Origin of the sequence: Gordonia terrae (assembly GCF_001698225.1) — a bacterium.
In the GTDB taxonomy this organism is placed as follows: domain Bacteria; phylum Actinomycetota; class Actinomycetes; order Mycobacteriales; family Mycobacteriaceae; genus Gordonia; species Gordonia terrae.
This window is the reverse complement of the sequence record NZ_CP016594.1, coordinates 2,188,725-2,204,628: the sequence shown is the minus strand read 5'-3', so window position 1 is coordinate 2,204,628 and position 15,904 is coordinate 2,188,725. Positions and strand designations below refer to the sequence as shown.

Sequence of the window (15,904 nt, the reverse complement as noted above, 5' to 3'; positions counted from 1 at the left end):
GTCCGGCGGGGCAGGGTCTCGAACATTGCGACCACGCTACCCGTAGGCCAGTTCGGCGATCTCGCGACGGATCCGCCGGTGCGTCTCACGATCGTCCGTCGTCATCGCGGCGACCATCGCGTCGGCGATCGGCGGATGCATGGCGGGGGTCATGCCCCGCTCGGTGACGACCGGCGTACCGATCCGGATCGCCGAACCCTCGGAGACGGGTCGGGTCTCGAACGGCAGGACGGCCTTGTCGACGACGATGCCGGCCGCGCCGAGCCGGTACTGCGCCTCCATCCCGGAGATACCGAAGCCGCTCACGTCGATGACGGCGAGGTGGATATCGGTCCCCCCGGACACCACCCGGGCGCCCCGGGCCGCGAGCTGGCCGGCGAGACCCCGGGCGTTGTCCACGGTGCGGCGCGCGTACCCGGCGAACTCGTCGGTCCCCGACTCCGCGCAGGCCACCGCTTTCGCGGCCACGGTGTGCATCGCCGGGCCGCCCTGCACGAACGGGAAGACCGCCTTGCGCAGCGCCTCGCCGTGCTCGGCACGGGCGAGGACGACACCGCCGCGTGGGCCCCGGATCACCTTGTTGGTCGACAGGGTGACGATGTCGGCGTACGGCACCGGTGACGGGAGCAGGCCGGCGGCGATGTGCCCGGCGAGGTGCGCGGCGTCGACCCACAGGATGCACTCGGCCTCATCGGCGATCTCGCGCAGTGCCGCGAAATCGAACGTGCGCGAATACGAAGCCGCCCCGGCGACCAGGATCCGTGGCCGGTGCACCAGGGCGAGATCACGGACCTGGTCGTAGTCGACGAGTTCATCGTCCGGGCGCACCTCGTAGTGCAGGGGCGAGAACCATCGGCCGGAGAAGTTCGCCCGCGAACCATGTGTCTGGTGGCCGCCGTGTTCGAGGCGCAGCGCGAGCACCGGATCCCCGGGCTGGGCGAAGCCGGCGTACACGGCGAGATTGGCCGCGCTCCCCGACAGTGGCTGGACGTTGACGTACTCGGCGTCGAACAGCGCCCGGGCGCGGGTGATCGCGAGCTCTTCGAGTTCGTCGACCACGTCGCATCCGCCGTGGTACCGCGTCCCGGGGTACCCCTCCGCGTACTTCGCGTCGAAGACCGACGCCATCGCGGCTCGCACCCCCGGCGTCGGCTCGGTCTCGCCGGCGAGCAGCTGGAGCGTGTCGCGGCGACGATCCACCTCGCGGCCCAGCAGGGCATCGACCGCGGCGTCACCGGTCGGGGCGTCGCCCGCCTCGAAGCCGTGTGGTCCGAACTCCGGCGCGTCCGGACTCATGGCTCCGCGAGCAGCGAGGCCGGGTCGGTGTCGAGTACGTCGGCGACCGCGTCGGTCGAGACGGCGCCCTCACGCAGGATGCGCGGACTCGGCCCGGAGACATCGACGATCGTCGACGCCTGCGCGGCCGGCGCCGGGCCACCGTCGAGATAGACCGAGACCTCGTCGCCGAGTTGTTCGCGCGCTTCGTCGGCGGTCGTCGCCGGCGGGCGTCCCGAGACGTTGGCGCTCGAGACCGCCATCGGGCCCACCTCGCGCAGCACGTCGATCGCGACCGGGTGCAGGGGCATCCGCAGCATGACGGTCCCGTCGGTGTCCCCGAGGTCCCACGCCAGCGAGGGCGCCTGCCGGACAACCAGACTCAGACCGCCGGGCCAGAACGCCTCGATCAGATCACGCGCGGGCTGCGGGACGGACAGGACCAGTCCGTCGATCGAATGCCAGGAACCCACCAGTACCGGGACCGGCATGTCGCGTCCACGGTGCTTGGCAGCCAGGAGGGCGCCGACGGCGTCGGAATCGAAGGCGTCGCAACCGACTCCGTAGAGCGTGTCGGTGGGCATCACGATCAGCCGTCCGGCCTTCGCCGCCCCGACCGCCGCCCGAATCCCCGACGAGCGGTTCTGTGGATCGTTGCAGTCGAAAACAGTGCTCACGCGATCATCCTGCCATGCCGTGCCCGGTGCCCCCGGCCTACCGTCGGCGCGCCGTCACGAACCGTGGCCGACCCGTCAGATCCGCGTGCCGGGTCACGTCCTCGAAGTCGCCGTGCGCGTGCAGGCACGCCACCACCGCGTCCGCGGTCGTGTCGTCGTGTTCGATCCCGACGACCCCACCGGGAGCCAGTGTGCGGGCGATGACCGGCACCATCGGCTCGATCACCGACATCCCGTCGGCCCCGCCGAAGACCGCGCGGGCCGGATCGTGCGCGACCTCGGGTCCGACCGCCGCATCCAGCGGGACGTAGGGCGGGTTGGTGACGAGGACCGACACACTGCCCATCGGGACGGAATCGGCGATCTGCTCGGGATCGGTGACGTCCGCGGCGACCACCTCGACCCGCGATCCGACCACCGTCGCCGCGTCGGTGACGTTGCGGCGCAACCACACCAGGGCGTCCTCGTCGGCCTCGACCGCGACCACCCGGGTCCCGGGACTCATCGCCGCGACACCGATCGCCAATGCGCCACTGCCGCTGCAGAAGTCGGCTGCGAGTGCCGACCCGGGCCGCTCGCGGAGCCGGTCGACTGCCCATTCGAGGAGATACTCGGTCTCCGGTCGGGGGATGAACACACCCGGCCCGACGGCGAGCTCCACCGGGCCGAACGCGGCGGTCCCGACGATGTGCTGCAACGGGATCCGTCGGGCACGCCGCTCGACGGCGGACCGGAAGGCGCGGGCCTGCGCATCATCGATCGCGTCCATCAGGACAAGGCGGCCCGCATCGACCCCGAGCACGTGCGCCATCAGCCAGTCGGCGTCATGGCGTGCGGAGTCGATCCCGGCCGCGGCGAGACAGGCGGTCCCCGCGCGCAGTTCGTCCGACACCGGGGTCGGCGTTCCGGTCACGGGGTCTATTCCGCTTCCATGCGGGCCTGCCGGTCCGCGGCGACGAGGGCGTCGAGGAGGTTGTCCATGTCGCCGGCGAGCACCGCGTCGAGGTTGTTGGCCTTGTATCCGATGCGGTGGTCGGTGATGCGGTTCTCGGGGAAGTTGTAGGTACGGATCCGCTCGGACCGGTCGACGGTGCGGATCTGCGCGGCACGCCCCTGCGCGGCGGCGGCCTCGGCCTCCTCCTCGGCCGCGGACTGGAGCCGGGCGGCGAGGACCTGCATCGCCCGGGCCTTGTTCTGCAACTGGGAGCGTTCGTTCTGGCAGGTGACGACGATCCCGGTGGGCAGGTGGGTGATCCGGACCGCCGAGTCGGTGGTGTTCACACCCTGCCCGCCCTTGCCGGACGAGCGATAGACGTCGATGCGGAGTTCGGACTCGTCGATGGTCACCTCGGCGACCTCTTCGGGCTCGGGGTAGATCAACACCCCGGCCGCCGACGTGTGGATGCGTCCCTGCGACTCGGTGACCGGCACACGCTGCACGCGGTGCACGCCGCCCTCGAACTTCAGACGCGACCACACCCCGTCGCGGACGGCCTCTTTCGACTTGATGGAGAACGTGGCCTCCTTGTACCCGCCCAGATCGGACTCGGTGACTCCGAGCACCTGCGCCTTCCAGCCGTGCCGCTCACAGTATTTGAGGTACATGCGGGCCAGGTCCGAGGCGAACAGCGCCGACTCCTCGCCGCCGGCACCGGATTTGATCTCCAGGACCACGTCGTCGGCGTCGTGGGGATCGCGCGGGGCCAGCAGGTCGGTCAGGGTGGCGTCGAGCTCGTCGACCACCTCCTCGAGCGCGGGGATCTCGGCGGCGAACGATGCGTCGTCCGCGGCCAGTTCCCGGGCGGCCTCGAGATCGTCGCGCGCCGTCTGCAGCCTGGTGTAGGTCGCCATGACCGGCGCGAGCTCGGCGAATCGCTTGCCCACTCTGCGGGCCGCGGCCGGGTCGTCGTGCAGGGCGGGGTCGGCCAGCTGACGTTCGAGGCCCGAGTGCTCGGCGAGGATGTCGTCGATGGCCGAGGGACTCTGCGTACTCATGTAGGCGACCTCACTTGTCGTCCGGCGGCACACCGGCGGGCAGTGGCGCCGGAGAGAACGGCACCGGGAAGAACACGGACCGGAAACACAGCGACGCCCGTCCCGACAATCGTCGGGCGGGCGTCGCAGCGTGGTCTACTTGGCGCGCTTGCCGTAGCGCTTCTCGAACCGGGCAACGCGGCCGCCGGTGTCGAGGATCTTCTGCTTGCCCGTGTAGAACGGGTGGCACTGCGAGCAGACCTCGACGTTGATCCGACCGTTGGCAGCGGTGCTGCGGGTCTCGAAGGTGTTGCCGCAGCCGCAGACGACGGTGGTCGTCGCGTACTCGGGGTGAATTCCCTGCTTCATGTCTGGTACGTCCCTTTCTGTGGTCGCCGGGTCACCGTCGCTTGTCGACGGTGTGAACCGGAACCGGACTCGACCGATCAGTATGCCACGGAGGGCATCACCGGGAAAAATCCCGATCACCGCGGTCGCAGATGCCTCAACGGCGGGCACGTCGAATCCATTCCCGGCACTGTCCGCCGCACCGAGCGGCATCCCGTACACGTGATACACATCGCGATCCTCGTAAGGGTTGCCTAAGTGTAGTACCGTGGCGTCGCCCGCCGGTTTGTCCCGCGGCGCACGCACCCGCACACCGTCTCCGAAGGATCATCGATGTACGACGCCACCGGCAGCAGCCTCGCAGTCGACACCGCACCGGCATCCCCCGCGCGCCGCACCGGCAAGGCAGTCCGCTCGCCGTGGAACCGGCGCAATCCGTACCCGGCGACCGTCGTGACCAATGAGCTGCTCTCCGGCCCCGGCTCGGCCAAGGAGGTCCGGCATCTCGAACTCGACCTCGGGGACAGCGGCATCAGCTACGAGCCCGGCGACGGAATCGGCATCGCGCCCGCCAACGATCCGGAACTCGTCGACCTCCTCCTCAACCGACTCGGCGCGGCCGGCGACGAGATCATCGCCGACCGCAAGGCCACCTACACCCTGCGCGAGGCGCTGACCAGCAGGTACGAGATCTCCGCACCGTCGAAGTACCTGGTCCGAGCGGTTGCCGATCGCACCGGGCACCCCGAGTTGTCGCGATTGCTCGATGCCGGCGATCCGCAGGCGCTCGACGCATGGCTGCACGGCCTCGACGTCCTCGATCTCCTGGATCTCGACCCGACCTTCGCCCCGACCCCCGAGGAACTGCTCGAGGAGCTGAGTCCGCTCGCCCATCGGGAGTACTCGATCTCGTCGAGCCCCCGGGTCCACGGCGACACGGTGCACATCACGATGGCCACCGTGCGCTACACCGTCGCCGACCGGGATCGCGGAGGTGTCTGCTCGACACACCTCGCCGACCGGTGCGCCCCCGGTGACACCGTCCCCGTCTTCGTCTCCCCCAACAAGAAATTCCGTCTGCCCGCCGACGACGTGGCGGCGGTCATGATCGGTCCGGGCACGGGAATCGCGCCGTTCCGGGCCTTCCTGCACGAGCGGGCGGCGACCGGCGCCACCGGGAGCAACTGGCTGTTCTTCGGTGATCAGCATCGTGCGCACGACCACCTCTATGCCGAGGAACTCGACCGGCTCGTCGCCGGTGGTGTGTTGGATCGGCTCGATCTCGCGTTCTCTCGCGATCAGGAACACAAGGTGTACGTCCAGGACCGGATGCGCGAGCACGGCGCCGAGCTGTTCGCCTGGCTGGAGGCCGGCGCGCACCTCTACGTCTGCGGCGACGCCGCGACGATGGCCGATGACGTCGACGCGGCGCTGCACGAGATCGTCGCCGAACACGGCGGTCTCGACGCCGACCAGGCCGCCGGCTACGTCGACGGCCTTCGCTCGGAGAATCGCTACCTGCGCGACGTCTACTGACATGGCCGATTCCGCCGGGGACGATCCGCCTGCCCGCAGCGATCTCGAGATCTTGCTGCGGACAGCCGGATTCGGAGACTCCTCGGTGAATCACGACGTCCCGGCGGTCGCGGCCCGGCTACCGGGACTGGCCCAGGTCGTCGGCGTCACGGTCGCCGGTCCGGTGATCATGAACGCGGTCGGGGTCCACGACGACCCGGTATCGGTCGGCGGCCCGATCCGGGCCGACTCCCATCGGATAGCTCTGCGGCTCAATCCCTCTCGCCTGTCGTCGACGTTGCTCAGCGATCCCGCCGCCAATGTTCCGCCGACCCTGCGGTTGTTCGACCATCGCGGCAACACCGCGCACGCCACCTATCTGACCGAGAACTCCGACCGGCTGGCGTTCGAGGCCCTGGCTCTCGACGGCGGCGGCGCGGGCCTCGACGGGTCGGGGTCGGATTCGTCTGCCCAGAATTCCGCTGGGCCGCAACGGGTGAGCACGACCGCATCGCGCGGTGACGACCAGGTGGCCCAGCTGGACGCGATACTCACCGACGGCGGCGGTGCACGCCTGGCGAGCCTGCCCCACCTCGACTGCCGGCGCACCGTCCGCCTCGAGACCCGCGCGGTGATCGCGGCACTCGAACACGCGGCCCGACTGGGGCTGACCGTGACGTTCGCGACGGCGGCCCCGGGATGCATGCAGATGCGCCAGGATCGCCTCGACGGCGCTCGTGAGCATCGCGGGCAGATGGTGCTGGCCGCGGGCTCCACCCGCGTCATGGTCAATTTCGACCTGGTGGGCGAATGCTGGGTCACGTGGCCCCACGGAGTGTGGGGTCGCACCGGATCACTGGAGATCTACAACCGCCGGGGCGAGTGTGCGCTGGTCGTCACCCAGACCGGGGCGCAGGCTCCGGCGGTCGCGCAGGCGTGGGAGCACCTGACCACCGACCTCGCCGGCTGAGCGACGCTGTCTCCGCCCCATCCGACGAAGCCACCCCACGCTCCCTGAGGTGCGGGCGAAGCGTTCGCTTCGCGCAACCTCAGGGGGCGTGGGGTGCGGACGAACTCAGTCGTCGTTGTTCCCGCCCGGTGCGGTCTTCTGCACCGTCATCAGGAACTCGATGTTCGTCTTGGTCTTCTTGAGCTGGCTGATCAACAGATCGATGGCCTGCTGCGAATCGAGACCCGAGAGCACGCGACGCAGCTTGTGCACGATGGAGAACTCCTCCGGCGACAGCAGCAGCTCGTCCTTACGGGTGCTCGACAGGTTCACGTCCACCGCCGGGAACACCCGACGCTCGGAGATCTTGCGGTCGAGCTTGAGCTCGGCGTTGCCGGTGCCCTTGAACTCCTCGAAGATCACCGTGTCGCCGGTGGAGCCGGTCTCGACGAGCGCCGACGCGATGATCGTCAGCGATCCACCGTTCTCGATGTTGCGCGCCGCGCCGAGGAACCGCTTCGGCGGGTAGAGCGCGGTCGAATCGACACCACCGGAGAGGATGCGACCCGACGCGGGCGACGCGTTGTTGTACGCACGACCCAGACGGGTGATCGAGTCCAGCAGCACCACAACGTCTTTCCCGCTCTCGACGAGTCGCTTCGCGCGCTCGATCGCCAGCTCGGACACCGAGGTGTGGTCCGACGGCGGCCGGTCGAAGGTCGACGCGATGACCTCGCCACGCACCGAACGCTGCATGTCGGTGACCTCCTCGGGACGCTCGTCGACGAGGACGACCATGAGGTGGCATTCGGGGTTGTTGGTCGCGATGGCGTTGGCGATGTCCTGCAGGATCGTGGTCTTGCCGGCCTTGGGCGGCGACACGATCAGGGCACGCTGCCCCTTGCCGATCGGCATGATGAGGTCGATCACGCGGGTGTCGAGCCGTTCAGGGGTGGTCTCCAGCCGCAGGCGCTGATTCGGGTACAGCGGCGTGAGCTTGTTGAACTCGGGGCGGCGCTTGGCCGTCTCGACGTCGCCGCCGTTGATGGTGTCCAGACGCACCAGCGGGTTGAATTTCTGTCGCTGGTTCTGCTGATCGCCCTCCCGTGGCACCTTCACCGCACCGGTGACCGCGTCGCCGCGTCGGAGCCCGTTCTTGCGAACCAGGTTCATCGAGACGTAGACGTCGTTCGGTCCGGCGAGATAGCCCGAGGTGCGCACGAATGCATAGTTGTCGAGAACGTCAAGGATGCCGGCGACGGGCTGCAACACGTCGTCGTCGGAGACCTGCGGCTCGTTCGGGGTGTCGCGGTTCTGCCCACGGCGACGCTCGCGGAACCGCCGGCCGCGCCGGCGGCCGCCGCCCTCACCGTCGTCATCGCGATCCTGGCCCCCGTCACGGTTCTGGCCCCCGTCACGGTTCTGACCCTGACCACCGTCGCGGTTCTGCTTGTCGCGGTTCTGGCCACCATCGCGGTTCTGGTTGTCGCGGTTCTGGCCGCCATCACGATTCTGGTTGTCGCGATTCTGGTTGTCGCGATTCTGGTTGCGGTTGCGGCGATTACGCTGCTCACCGCCGTCGGCATCGCCCGCGGCGTCGGTCGAGCCGTCCCGCCCGCGGCGTCGGCTACGATCTCCGCCGGTGTCCGACGAGTCGGTCTCAGCGGCGTTGCCGCCGGTGCGGGCTTCTGCGGCCTGAGACTCGTCGGCCTTGGCCGAGTCGGTCGCGGCGGCGCCGTTCCGGGGGCCGTCGGTTTTCGCGCTGTCGGCCGCAGGCGCCTCTGCCGGTGCGTCGGCACCGGCGGCCTTGCGGCCGGCGCCGCGTGCGGCGCGCGTGCCGCCCCGGGGGGCGTCGGTCTTCTCGGTCGTGTCCCCACCGGACGAGGCCGGGGACTCGCCGATGGTCAGTTGCTCCTCGGCCGCGGCGGCCGGCTTCGACGCGCCGGCCTTCGACCGGGCCGGGGCGCTCTTCGCGGCGGGGGCGTCGCCGCCCGCCTGGCGCTCCTTGATGGCCGCGATCAGGTCGCCCTTGCGCATCCCGGAAGTGCCCTTGATGCCGAGTTCACCGGCGACCGTCCGGAGTTCGCTCAGCACCATGCCGGACAGGCCGGTACGTGCACGTGTCTTGGTGGCCGGTCGTCCCGAGTCGGGGCCGGCCGAACCCGCGGATTCCTGCTCGGCAGGTGCGGTGATCAGGTCCGTATCGGTCACGGAAGTCCTTTCGTTCCTCCCACAGACGAGAACTGCGTGAGGTCTACGTTTCCCTGCTTCGGTGCGCTAGGGAGTCCGTCCGCGGTGGACGGTGAGAATGTGCGGTCCGCTGCGAGCGTGCTCGGAAACACCTGCGCTTCGGCACCGTCGACAGAGATCCATGACCCCGGCCCGGATACACAGCCGGCCATCTCCGATCGGTGAAGGATGAGAAGCGGCAGGACAAGCCTGCGCGGCTAGACCAGAATATGGTAACCCCGTTCGCATGATAGGGGCAACACGCCGGAAGCGCCAAACGAGCGCGCGACGGCCGGCGGGGATCCACCGGTGGAGAAGGCGTCAGCCGACGGAGATCTCGACTCCGCCGGCGACTGCCACCGACCGGGCGTCGAATCCGAGGCCCTGAGCGAGCTGACGGATGTCCGCCGGCACCGGCGACGTTCCGAGTACGAGGACCGTCGGTCCGGCCCCGGACACCGTCGCGGCGTGTCCCCTCGCCCGCAGCGCGGTCACGAGGTCACTCGTCGGCGCCATCGCCGAGGCGCGGTAGGGCTGATGGAGTCGATCCTGCGACGCGGCCATGAGATTGCGCGGGTCGGCCGTCAGGGCGACCACGGCGAGGGCCGAGCGGCTCAGGTTGAACACGGCGTCGTCGCGCGGAACCGCCTCCGGCAACAGTCCACGGGTGAAGGAGGTCGACGACTCGGTGTCGGGGATGAAGACCGTCGCGCAGATGTCGGGATGCACCGTGAGCCGGTGCGCGTGGTACGACGCGACCCCGTCGGCCGATTCGGTCCACGTGACGACGGCCGAGCCGAGCACGCTCGCGGCGGCATTGTCGGGGTGTCCCTCGAATTCGCTGGACAGCTGTACGAGTTCGTCGTGCGACAGACCGGGCCCGAGACCGGCGGCCGAGATGAGGCCGGACGCAGCGGCCAGCCCCGACACCGCCGCGGCGGCGGACGACCCGAGACCTCGCGAGTGCGGAATCCGGTTGACACAGCGCAGCGTCAGGCCGGGCGCCCGGAGACCGGCGTGTGCCAGACCACGGCGCAGGGCGCGGACGACGAGATGCGAATCGTCGCGCGGCACGTCCCCGGCACCCTCACCCTCGACCTCGAGGGTCACCCCTGCCGGGACGGTCTCGACGATCACCTCGTCGTAGATCCCCAGAGCCATTCCGAGACAGTCGAATCCGGGACCGAGGTTGGCACTCGACGCCGGCACCCGGACCCGCGCCGACAGCCCGACCGGCACCGTGCGCACGGTCGGCTCCGCACCGGTCACGTCACCGTCGGCGTCCGATCCGACAACCGGACGCCCGGCCCCGTCAGCCGACACCGAGAGCATTCGCGACCGCCACCGGGTCCACCGGAATGGCCTCGACCGCCGGGATGCCCGCCAGCGCGGTGTCGGGGTCCTTCAACCCGTTACCGGTCACCGTGCACACCACGGTCGATCCGGGCTCGATCCAACCGTCGGCACTGGCCGCGAGCAGACCCGCGACGCTCGCCGCCGAGGCCGGCTCGACGAAGACGCCCTCCTTGCCTGCGACGAGACGGTAGGCCTCGAGCAGCTTCTCGTCGGTCGCCGCCCGGAACTGGCCGTTCGACTCGTCCTTCGCCGCGACGGCCTGGTTCCAGCTCGCCGGCGACCCGATGCGGATCGCGGTGGCGATGGTCTCCGGCTCCTTCACCGGCGCACCGTTCACCAGGGGCGCGGCGCCCGCCGCCTGCACGCCGAGCATGCGCGGCACCGACGACGAGACACCATCGGCGTGATACTCGGTGTAGCCCTTCCAGTACGCGGTGATGTTGCCCGCGTTCCCGACCGGCAGCGCGTGGACGTCGGGTGCGCGACCCAGGACGTCGACGATCTCGAACGCGGCGGTCTTCTGCCCCTCGATCCGCGCCGGGTTCACCGAGTTCACGAGCTCGATCTCGGTGAACTCCGCGGTCGCCTTGCGCGCGAGCTCGAGACAGTCGTCGAAGTTGCCCTCGACCTGGATGATCTTGGCGCCGTGCATGACCGCCTGCGCGAGCTTGCCCATCGCGATCTTGCCCTGCGGGATCAGCACCGCGCAGGTGATGCCGGCCCGGGTGGCGTACGCGGCGGCCGACGCCGAGGTGTTGCCCGTCGAGGCGCACAGGACGGCGGTCTTGCCGTTGTTGACCGCGTTGCTGACGGCCATCGTCATCCCACGATCCTTGAACGAGCCGGTCGGGTTGAGGCCCTCGACCTTCAGGTACACCTCACACCCGGTCAGCGACGACAGGTGGGGTGCGCTGATCAGCGGGGTGCCGCCCTCGAGCAGCGTGACGACCTTCCAGTCGTCACCGACGGGCAGCCGCGACCGGTATGCCTCGATCAGGCCCGGCCACGCGCGGTGCACGGGCGTAGAAGTCGCTTCAGTCATCGGTACCTTCCAATCGCAACACACTCGACACCTTGATGACGGCGTCCATGTCTTCAAGCGCCGCAACACAATCCGATTGCGCACGGTCGGGCGCACGGTGGGTCACCACGATCAGCCGGGCATCGTCACCCGCACCCTCCTGACGCACCGCGGCGATGCTCACCGACCGCTTCGTGAATTCACCGGCGACCTGGGCGAGCACACCCGGTCGGTCCGCCACCCTCATCGAGATGTAGTAGCGGGTGAAGACGTCGTCGATCGGGGCGACGGGCAGCGAGGCGTAGGTCGACTCGAGCGGTCCCCGGCCACCGTGGACGCGGTTGCGGGCGGCCATGACCATGTCGCCGAGAACGGCCGACGCCGTCGGCGACCCACCGGCACCCTGGCCGTAGAACATCAGCCGGCCGGCGTTCTCGGCCTCCACGACGACGGCGTTGAACGCGCCGTTCACCGTTGCAAGCGGATGGGTCAGCGGGATCAGCGCGGGATACACGCGCGCTGAGATCCGCTGCGCGCCACTGGCATCGCGGACCCGCTCGCAGATCGAGAGCAGCTTGATCGTACAGTCGAACTTCTTGGCCGCGACCAGGTCGGCGGCAGTGACCGACGAGATGCCCTCGCGGTGGACGTCGGCCGCCGTCACCCGGGTGTGGAAGGCGATCGAGGCGAGGATGGCCGCCTTGGCCGCGGCGTCGTAACCCTCGACATCGGCCGTGGGGTCGGCTTCGGCGTACCCGAGTCGACCGGCCTCGGCGAGGGTGTCGGCGTAGTCGGCGCCGGTCTCGTCCATCGCCGACAGGATGAAGTTGGTGGTGCCGTTGACGATTCCGTTGACCCGCTCGACGGTGTCGCCGGCCAGCGACTGCATCAGCGGCCGGATCACCGGGATGGCACCGGCGACGGCGGCCTCGAAGTAGAGGTCCACCTTGGCATCGGCCGCGGCGGTCGCGAGTTCGCCGGTGTACTCGGCGAGCAGCGCCTTGTTGGCGGTGACCACGGACTTGCCGCTCTCGAGCGCGGACCGGATCAGGCCACGCGCCGGGTCGATGCCACCCATCAGCTCGACGACGATGTCGACGTCGTCGCGGGCGACGAGCGATACCGGATCGTCGGTCAACAGGTCCTGCGCGATCTTGCGCGGACGTCCCAGATCGCGCACCGCGACGCCACGGATCTCCACCGGTGCCCCGACGCGCGCACGCAGATCGTCGGCGTTGTCGGTGATGATGCGCACCACCTCGGCGCCGACGTTGCCCATGCCGAGCACCGCGACACCGATGGTGCGCGGGTCGACCTCGGTTGCGCCGCTGGTGTTCTCCATTGATCCGGTCACAGGCCCACCTCCAGGCTGAGGAAGTCGTCGATGGTCTCCCGGCGCAGCAGCAGCCGGGCGTTCCCGTCGGCCACCGCCACCACGGGCGGTCTCATGGTCATGTTGTAGCGACTCGACATCGAGTAGCAGTACGCGCCGGTGGCCGCCACCGCGATCAGGTCACCGGGTCCGAGATCCTCGGGCAGCCAGCAATCCTTGATCACGATGTCGCCGCTCTCGCAGTGCTTTCCGACGACCCGGCAGACCACGGCGCGCGCCTGCGACACCCGGGACACGAGCCGGACGTCGTATTCGGCGTCGTAGAGGACGGTGCGGATGTTGTCGCTCATACCGCCGTCGACCGAGACGTAGCGTCGGACGGCCCCACCGCCGAGTTCCACGTCCTTGACGGTGCCGACGCGATACAGGGTGACCGTACCCGGACCCGCGATCGCGCGGCCGGGTTCGACCGCGATGATCGGCATCGGCAGGCCGACGGCCGCCGATTCCCGTTCGACGATCGCGGCCAGGGTCTCCGCCACCTGCTGGACCGGCAGCGGGCGCTCCTCGGGGAGGTACGAGATGCCCAGTCCCCCACCGAGGTCGACGATCGACATCTGGGAGGTCTTCTCGACTCCGAACTCGCCCACGACGTCGCGGAGCAGTCCGAGCACGCGGTGGGCGGCCAGTTCGAAGCCGTCCATGTCGAAGATCTGCGAGCCGATGTGGCTGTGCAGGCCGACGAGCCTCAGGTTGTCGGTGGCGAACACGCGTCGGATGGCCGCCATCGCCACGCCACCGGCGAGGGAGAACCCGAACTTCTGGTCTTCGTGTGCGGTGGAGATGAACTCGTGGGTGTGCGCCTCGACACCGACGGTCACGCGCACCAGCACGTCGGCGACGACACCGCGCTCGCGGGCGACCGCGTCGAGTCGCTCGATCTCGATCATCGAGTCGAGGACGACGTGCCCGATGCCGGCGTCGACCGCCGCGCGCAACTCGTCGACACTCTTGTTGTTGCCGTGCAACGCAATCCGCTCCGGCGGGAATCCGGCGCGCAGCGCGATCGCGAGCTCGCCGCCGCTGCAGACGTCGAGGGACAGCCCCTCGTCGTCGACCCACCGTGCGATCTCGGTGCACAGGAACGCCTTCGACGCATAATGCACTCGTCCGTACGGACCGAACGCGGCCATCATGTCCCGGCACCGCGACCGGAAGTCGGCCTCGTCGACGAAGAACGCGGGGGTGCCGAACTCCTCGGCGAGCTCACTCACCGGCACGCCGGCGAGCCGCAGCTCGCCCGAGTTGTCGCGGGATGCGTTGCGCGGCCACACCTGCGCGGGGATCTCCGCCAGCACGGCCGGGTCGTTCGGGCGCTCGGCGAGATGCGGTGCGCCCAGCAGTTCGGCGTGCCGGGGGCCGGCGGGGTGCGCGTTCACATCTGCTCCGGTGCGGTGACGCCGACCAGGCCGAGGCCGTTGGCCAGGACCTGACGGGTGGCCTCACACAGGGCGAGTCGGGCGCGGTGGATGTCGGCCGGCTTCTCGTCACCCTGCGGCAGGACGCGGCACTTCGCGTAGAAGCGGTGATAGGTGCCGGCGAGTACCTCGAGGTAGCGACACACCCGGTGTGGCTCGCGCAGGGTGGCCGCCGTCGCGACGACGTCGTCGAAATCGCCGATGGTCCGGATCAGTTCGCCCTCGGCGGGATCGTCGAGAAGGTCCAGATGTTCCAGCGAGGACACGACGCCCAGGTCGGCCGCGTTGCGGGCCAGCGCCGACATCCGCGCGTGGGCGTACTGCACGTAGTACACCGGGTTGTCGTTGGACTGCTTGGTCAGCAGGTCGAGGTCGATGTCGATGTTGACGTCGACGGACGAGCGGATGAGGGAATAGCGCGCACCGTCGACCCCCACCGCATCGACGAGATCGTCGAGGGTGATGACGGTGCCCGCACGCTTGCTCATGCGCACGGGCTTGCCCTCGCGGACGAGATTGACCATCTGGCCGATCAGCACCTCGACGGTGGCCGGGTCGTCTCCCAGCGCCGCGGCGGCCGCCTTGAGCCGGCTGATGTAGCCGTGGTGGTCGGCCCCGAGCATGTAGATGCACAGGTTGAATCCGCGGTTGCGCTTGTCCCGGTAGTAGGCGATGTCGCCGGCGATGTAGGCCGCGTTGCCGTCGCTCTTGAGGACGACGCGGTCCTTGTCGTCACCGAACTCGGTGGACCGCAGCCACCACGCGCCGTCCTTCTCGTAGAGGTTGCCGTTGGCCTTCAGCTCGCCGATGCACTCGTCGACCAGGCCGGTGGCGAACATCTTGTCCTCGTGGGTGAAGACGTCGAAGTCGGTACCGAAGTCGTGCAGGCTCTGCTTGATGTGGGCGAACATCAGGTCCACGCCGACCGAACGGAACGTCTCCAGACGGTCGGCCTCGGGCTGCGACAGCACGTCGGGGGCCGCCTGGACGACCTGCGCGGCGATGTCGGCGATGTAATCGCCCGCGTAGCCGTCCTGCGGGGTCGGGTCGCCCAGTGCCGCGGCCTCCAGCGACCGGGCGAACCGGTCGATCTGGGCGCCGTGATCGTTGAAGTAGTACTCGCGCGTGACCGCTCCACCGCGGGCGGCCAGGACGCGTCCGAGCGCGTCGCCGACGGCCGCCCAGCGCGTACCGCCGAGATGGATGGGGCCGGTCGGGTTCGCCGAGACGAATTCGAGGTTGATGACCGACCCGGCGAGTTCGTTCCCGCGCCCGTAGTCCGCTCCCCGCGCGAGCACGGCGGCGACGACGGTGTTCTGCGCGGCGGCGCCGAGCCAGACGTTGACGAATCCCGGACCCGCGACGTCGGTCTTCGCGATGCCCTCCGCGGCGGCGAAGGCCTCCGCCAGCCAACCCGCGAGTTCCCGCGGGTTCACGCCGAGTCGCTTGCCCATCTGCAGGGCGACATTGGTGGAGTAATCGCCGTGGTCAGCGTGACGGGGGCGCTCGACGACGATGGAGTCGGGCACCAGGTTCTCGTCCAGTCCGCGGTCGCGGACCACGGTCAGGGTCGCGGCGCGCAGCAGCGCGGCCAGGTCGGCGGGAGTCACAGGACATCATCCTATTGGCCATCGCCTGATCACCGACAATCGCACCCCGCTCGACCCACCGGGCCCACCAGTACACTCGTGGGCGCCGAGCGCGCGCCGGGCCTTCCGCCCGCCCGCCGGCACCCGCAGTCGGATGAGG

13 protein-coding genes are annotated in these 15,904 nt (G+C 69.6%); 2 read left to right on the top strand and 11 right to left on the bottom strand.

Annotated features, from left to right (window positions below; translation table 11 throughout):
- Positions 1 to 36: 36 nt before the first annotated feature.
- The 5 genes from BCM27_RS09980 to rpmE all read right to left on the bottom strand — a co-directional run bounded on the left by BCM27_RS09980 (position 37) and on the right by rpmE (position 4,295).
- A complete protein-coding gene (locus BCM27_RS09980) occupies positions 37 to 1,296 on the bottom strand; it encodes a serine hydroxymethyltransferase (RefSeq protein WP_004021248.1) in 1,260 nt (419 codons plus the stop codon).
- The gene (locus BCM27_RS09975; protein ID WP_004021247.1) at positions 1,293 to 1,952 is read right to left on the bottom strand and encodes an L-threonylcarbamoyladenylate synthase; all 660 of its coding nucleotides are present in this window, start codon (positions 1,950 to 1,952) and stop codon (positions 1,293 to 1,295) included. The genes BCM27_RS09980 and BCM27_RS09975 overlap by 4 nt, the downstream gene beginning before the upstream one ends.
- Before the next feature lie 37 nt (positions 1,953 to 1,989).
- Positions 1,990 to 2,865, bottom strand: a complete 876-nt coding sequence (prmC, locus tag BCM27_RS09970) for a peptide chain release factor N(5)-glutamine methyltransferase (RefSeq protein ID WP_004021246.1) — start codon at positions 2,863 to 2,865, stop codon at positions 1,990 to 1,992.
- Between the two features lie 5 nt (positions 2,866 to 2,870).
- Positions 2,871 to 3,947 carry a peptide chain release factor 1 gene (gene prfA / locus BCM27_RS09965; protein ID WP_004021245.1) on the bottom strand — a complete coding sequence of 359 codons (1,077 nt, stop codon included), beginning with the start codon at positions 3,945 to 3,947 and terminating at the stop codon, positions 2,871 to 2,873.
- A gap of 135 nt (positions 3,948 to 4,082) precedes the next feature.
- On the bottom strand, positions 4,083 to 4,295 hold the full coding sequence (gene rpmE / locus BCM27_RS09960; RefSeq protein WP_010842972.1) for a 50S ribosomal protein L31: 213 nt from the start codon (positions 4,293 to 4,295) through the stop codon (positions 4,083 to 4,085).
- Positions 4,296 to 4,607: 312 nt separating this feature from the next.
- Here rpmE and BCM27_RS09955 point away from each other — a divergent pair, with 312 nt between their 5' ends.
- Entirely contained in the window at positions 4,608 to 5,810 is a 1,203-nt protein-coding gene (locus tag BCM27_RS09955; RefSeq protein WP_004021243.1) for a sulfite reductase subunit alpha, read from the top strand.
- Position 5,811: 1 nt separating this feature from the next.
- Positions 5,812 to 6,759: a heme transporter gene (locus BCM27_RS09950; protein ID WP_033205427.1), complete on the top strand. Its 948-nt coding sequence runs from the start codon at positions 5,812 to 5,814 to the stop codon at positions 6,757 to 6,759.
- Between the two features lie 105 nt (positions 6,760 to 6,864).
- On the opposite strand, the gene rho is transcribed toward BCM27_RS09950, so the two are convergent.
- The 6 genes from rho to argS form a co-directional block, all read right to left on the bottom strand.
- On the bottom strand, positions 6,865 to 8,949 hold the full coding sequence (rho, locus tag BCM27_RS09945; protein ID WP_004021241.1) for a transcription termination factor Rho: 2,085 nt from the start codon (positions 8,947 to 8,949) through the stop codon (positions 6,865 to 6,867).
- A 339-nt stretch (positions 8,950 to 9,288) separates the two neighbouring features.
- A complete protein-coding gene (gene thrB / locus BCM27_RS09940; RefSeq protein ID WP_004021240.1) occupies positions 9,289 to 10,299 on the bottom strand; it encodes a homoserine kinase in 1,011 nt (336 codons plus the stop codon).
- Positions 10,280 to 11,365: a threonine synthase gene (gene thrC / locus BCM27_RS09935; RefSeq protein ID WP_004021239.1), complete on the bottom strand. Its 1,086-nt coding sequence runs from the start codon at positions 11,363 to 11,365 to the stop codon at positions 10,280 to 10,282. The genes thrB and thrC overlap by 20 nt, the downstream gene beginning before the upstream one ends.
- Positions 11,358 to 12,698 carry a homoserine dehydrogenase gene (locus BCM27_RS09930; protein WP_004021238.1) on the bottom strand — a complete coding sequence of 447 codons (1,341 nt, stop codon included), beginning with the start codon at positions 12,696 to 12,698 and terminating at the stop codon, positions 11,358 to 11,360. The genes thrC and BCM27_RS09930 overlap by 8 nt, the downstream gene beginning before the upstream one ends.
- Positions 12,695 to 14,116, bottom strand: a complete 1,422-nt coding sequence (gene lysA / locus BCM27_RS09925) for a diaminopimelate decarboxylase (protein ID WP_004021237.1) — start codon at positions 14,114 to 14,116, stop codon at positions 12,695 to 12,697. Before lysA ends, BCM27_RS09930 begins: the two co-directional genes overlap by 4 nt.
- The gene (gene argS / locus BCM27_RS09920; protein WP_004021236.1) at positions 14,113 to 15,765 is read right to left on the bottom strand and encodes an arginine--tRNA ligase; all 1,653 of its coding nucleotides are present in this window, start codon (positions 15,763 to 15,765) and stop codon (positions 14,113 to 14,115) included. Before argS ends, lysA begins: the two co-directional genes overlap by 4 nt.
- Positions 15,766 to 15,904 lie beyond the last annotated feature (139 nt).

Excerpts from the sequence above, each read along its gene's own strand:
- rpmE (WP_010842972.1), bottom strand. The coding sequence starts at position 4,295 with ATGAAGCAGGGAATTCACCCCGAGTACGCGACGACCACCGTCGTCTGC.
- BCM27_RS09955 (WP_004021243.1), top strand. The coding sequence starts at position 4,608 with ATGTACGACGCCACCGGCAGCAGCCTCGCAGTCGACACCGCACCGGCA.
- thrC (WP_004021239.1), bottom strand. The coding sequence starts at position 11,365 with ATGACTGAAGCGACTTCTACGCCCGTGCACCGCGCGTGGCCGGGCCTG.
- BCM27_RS09950 (WP_033205427.1), top strand. The coding sequence starts at position 5,812 with ATGGCCGATTCCGCCGGGGACGATCCGCCTGCCCGCAGCGATCTCGAG.
- BCM27_RS09980 (WP_004021248.1), bottom strand. The coding sequence starts at position 1,296 with ATGAGTCCGGACGCGCCGGAGTTCGGACCACACGGCTTCGAGGCGGGC.
- prfA (WP_004021245.1), bottom strand. The coding sequence starts at position 3,947 with ATGAGTACGCAGAGTCCCTCGGCCATCGACGACATCCTCGCCGAGCAC.
- thrB (WP_004021240.1), bottom strand. The coding sequence starts at position 10,299 with ATGCTCTCGGTGTCGGCTGACGGGGCCGGGCGTCCGGTTGTCGGATCG.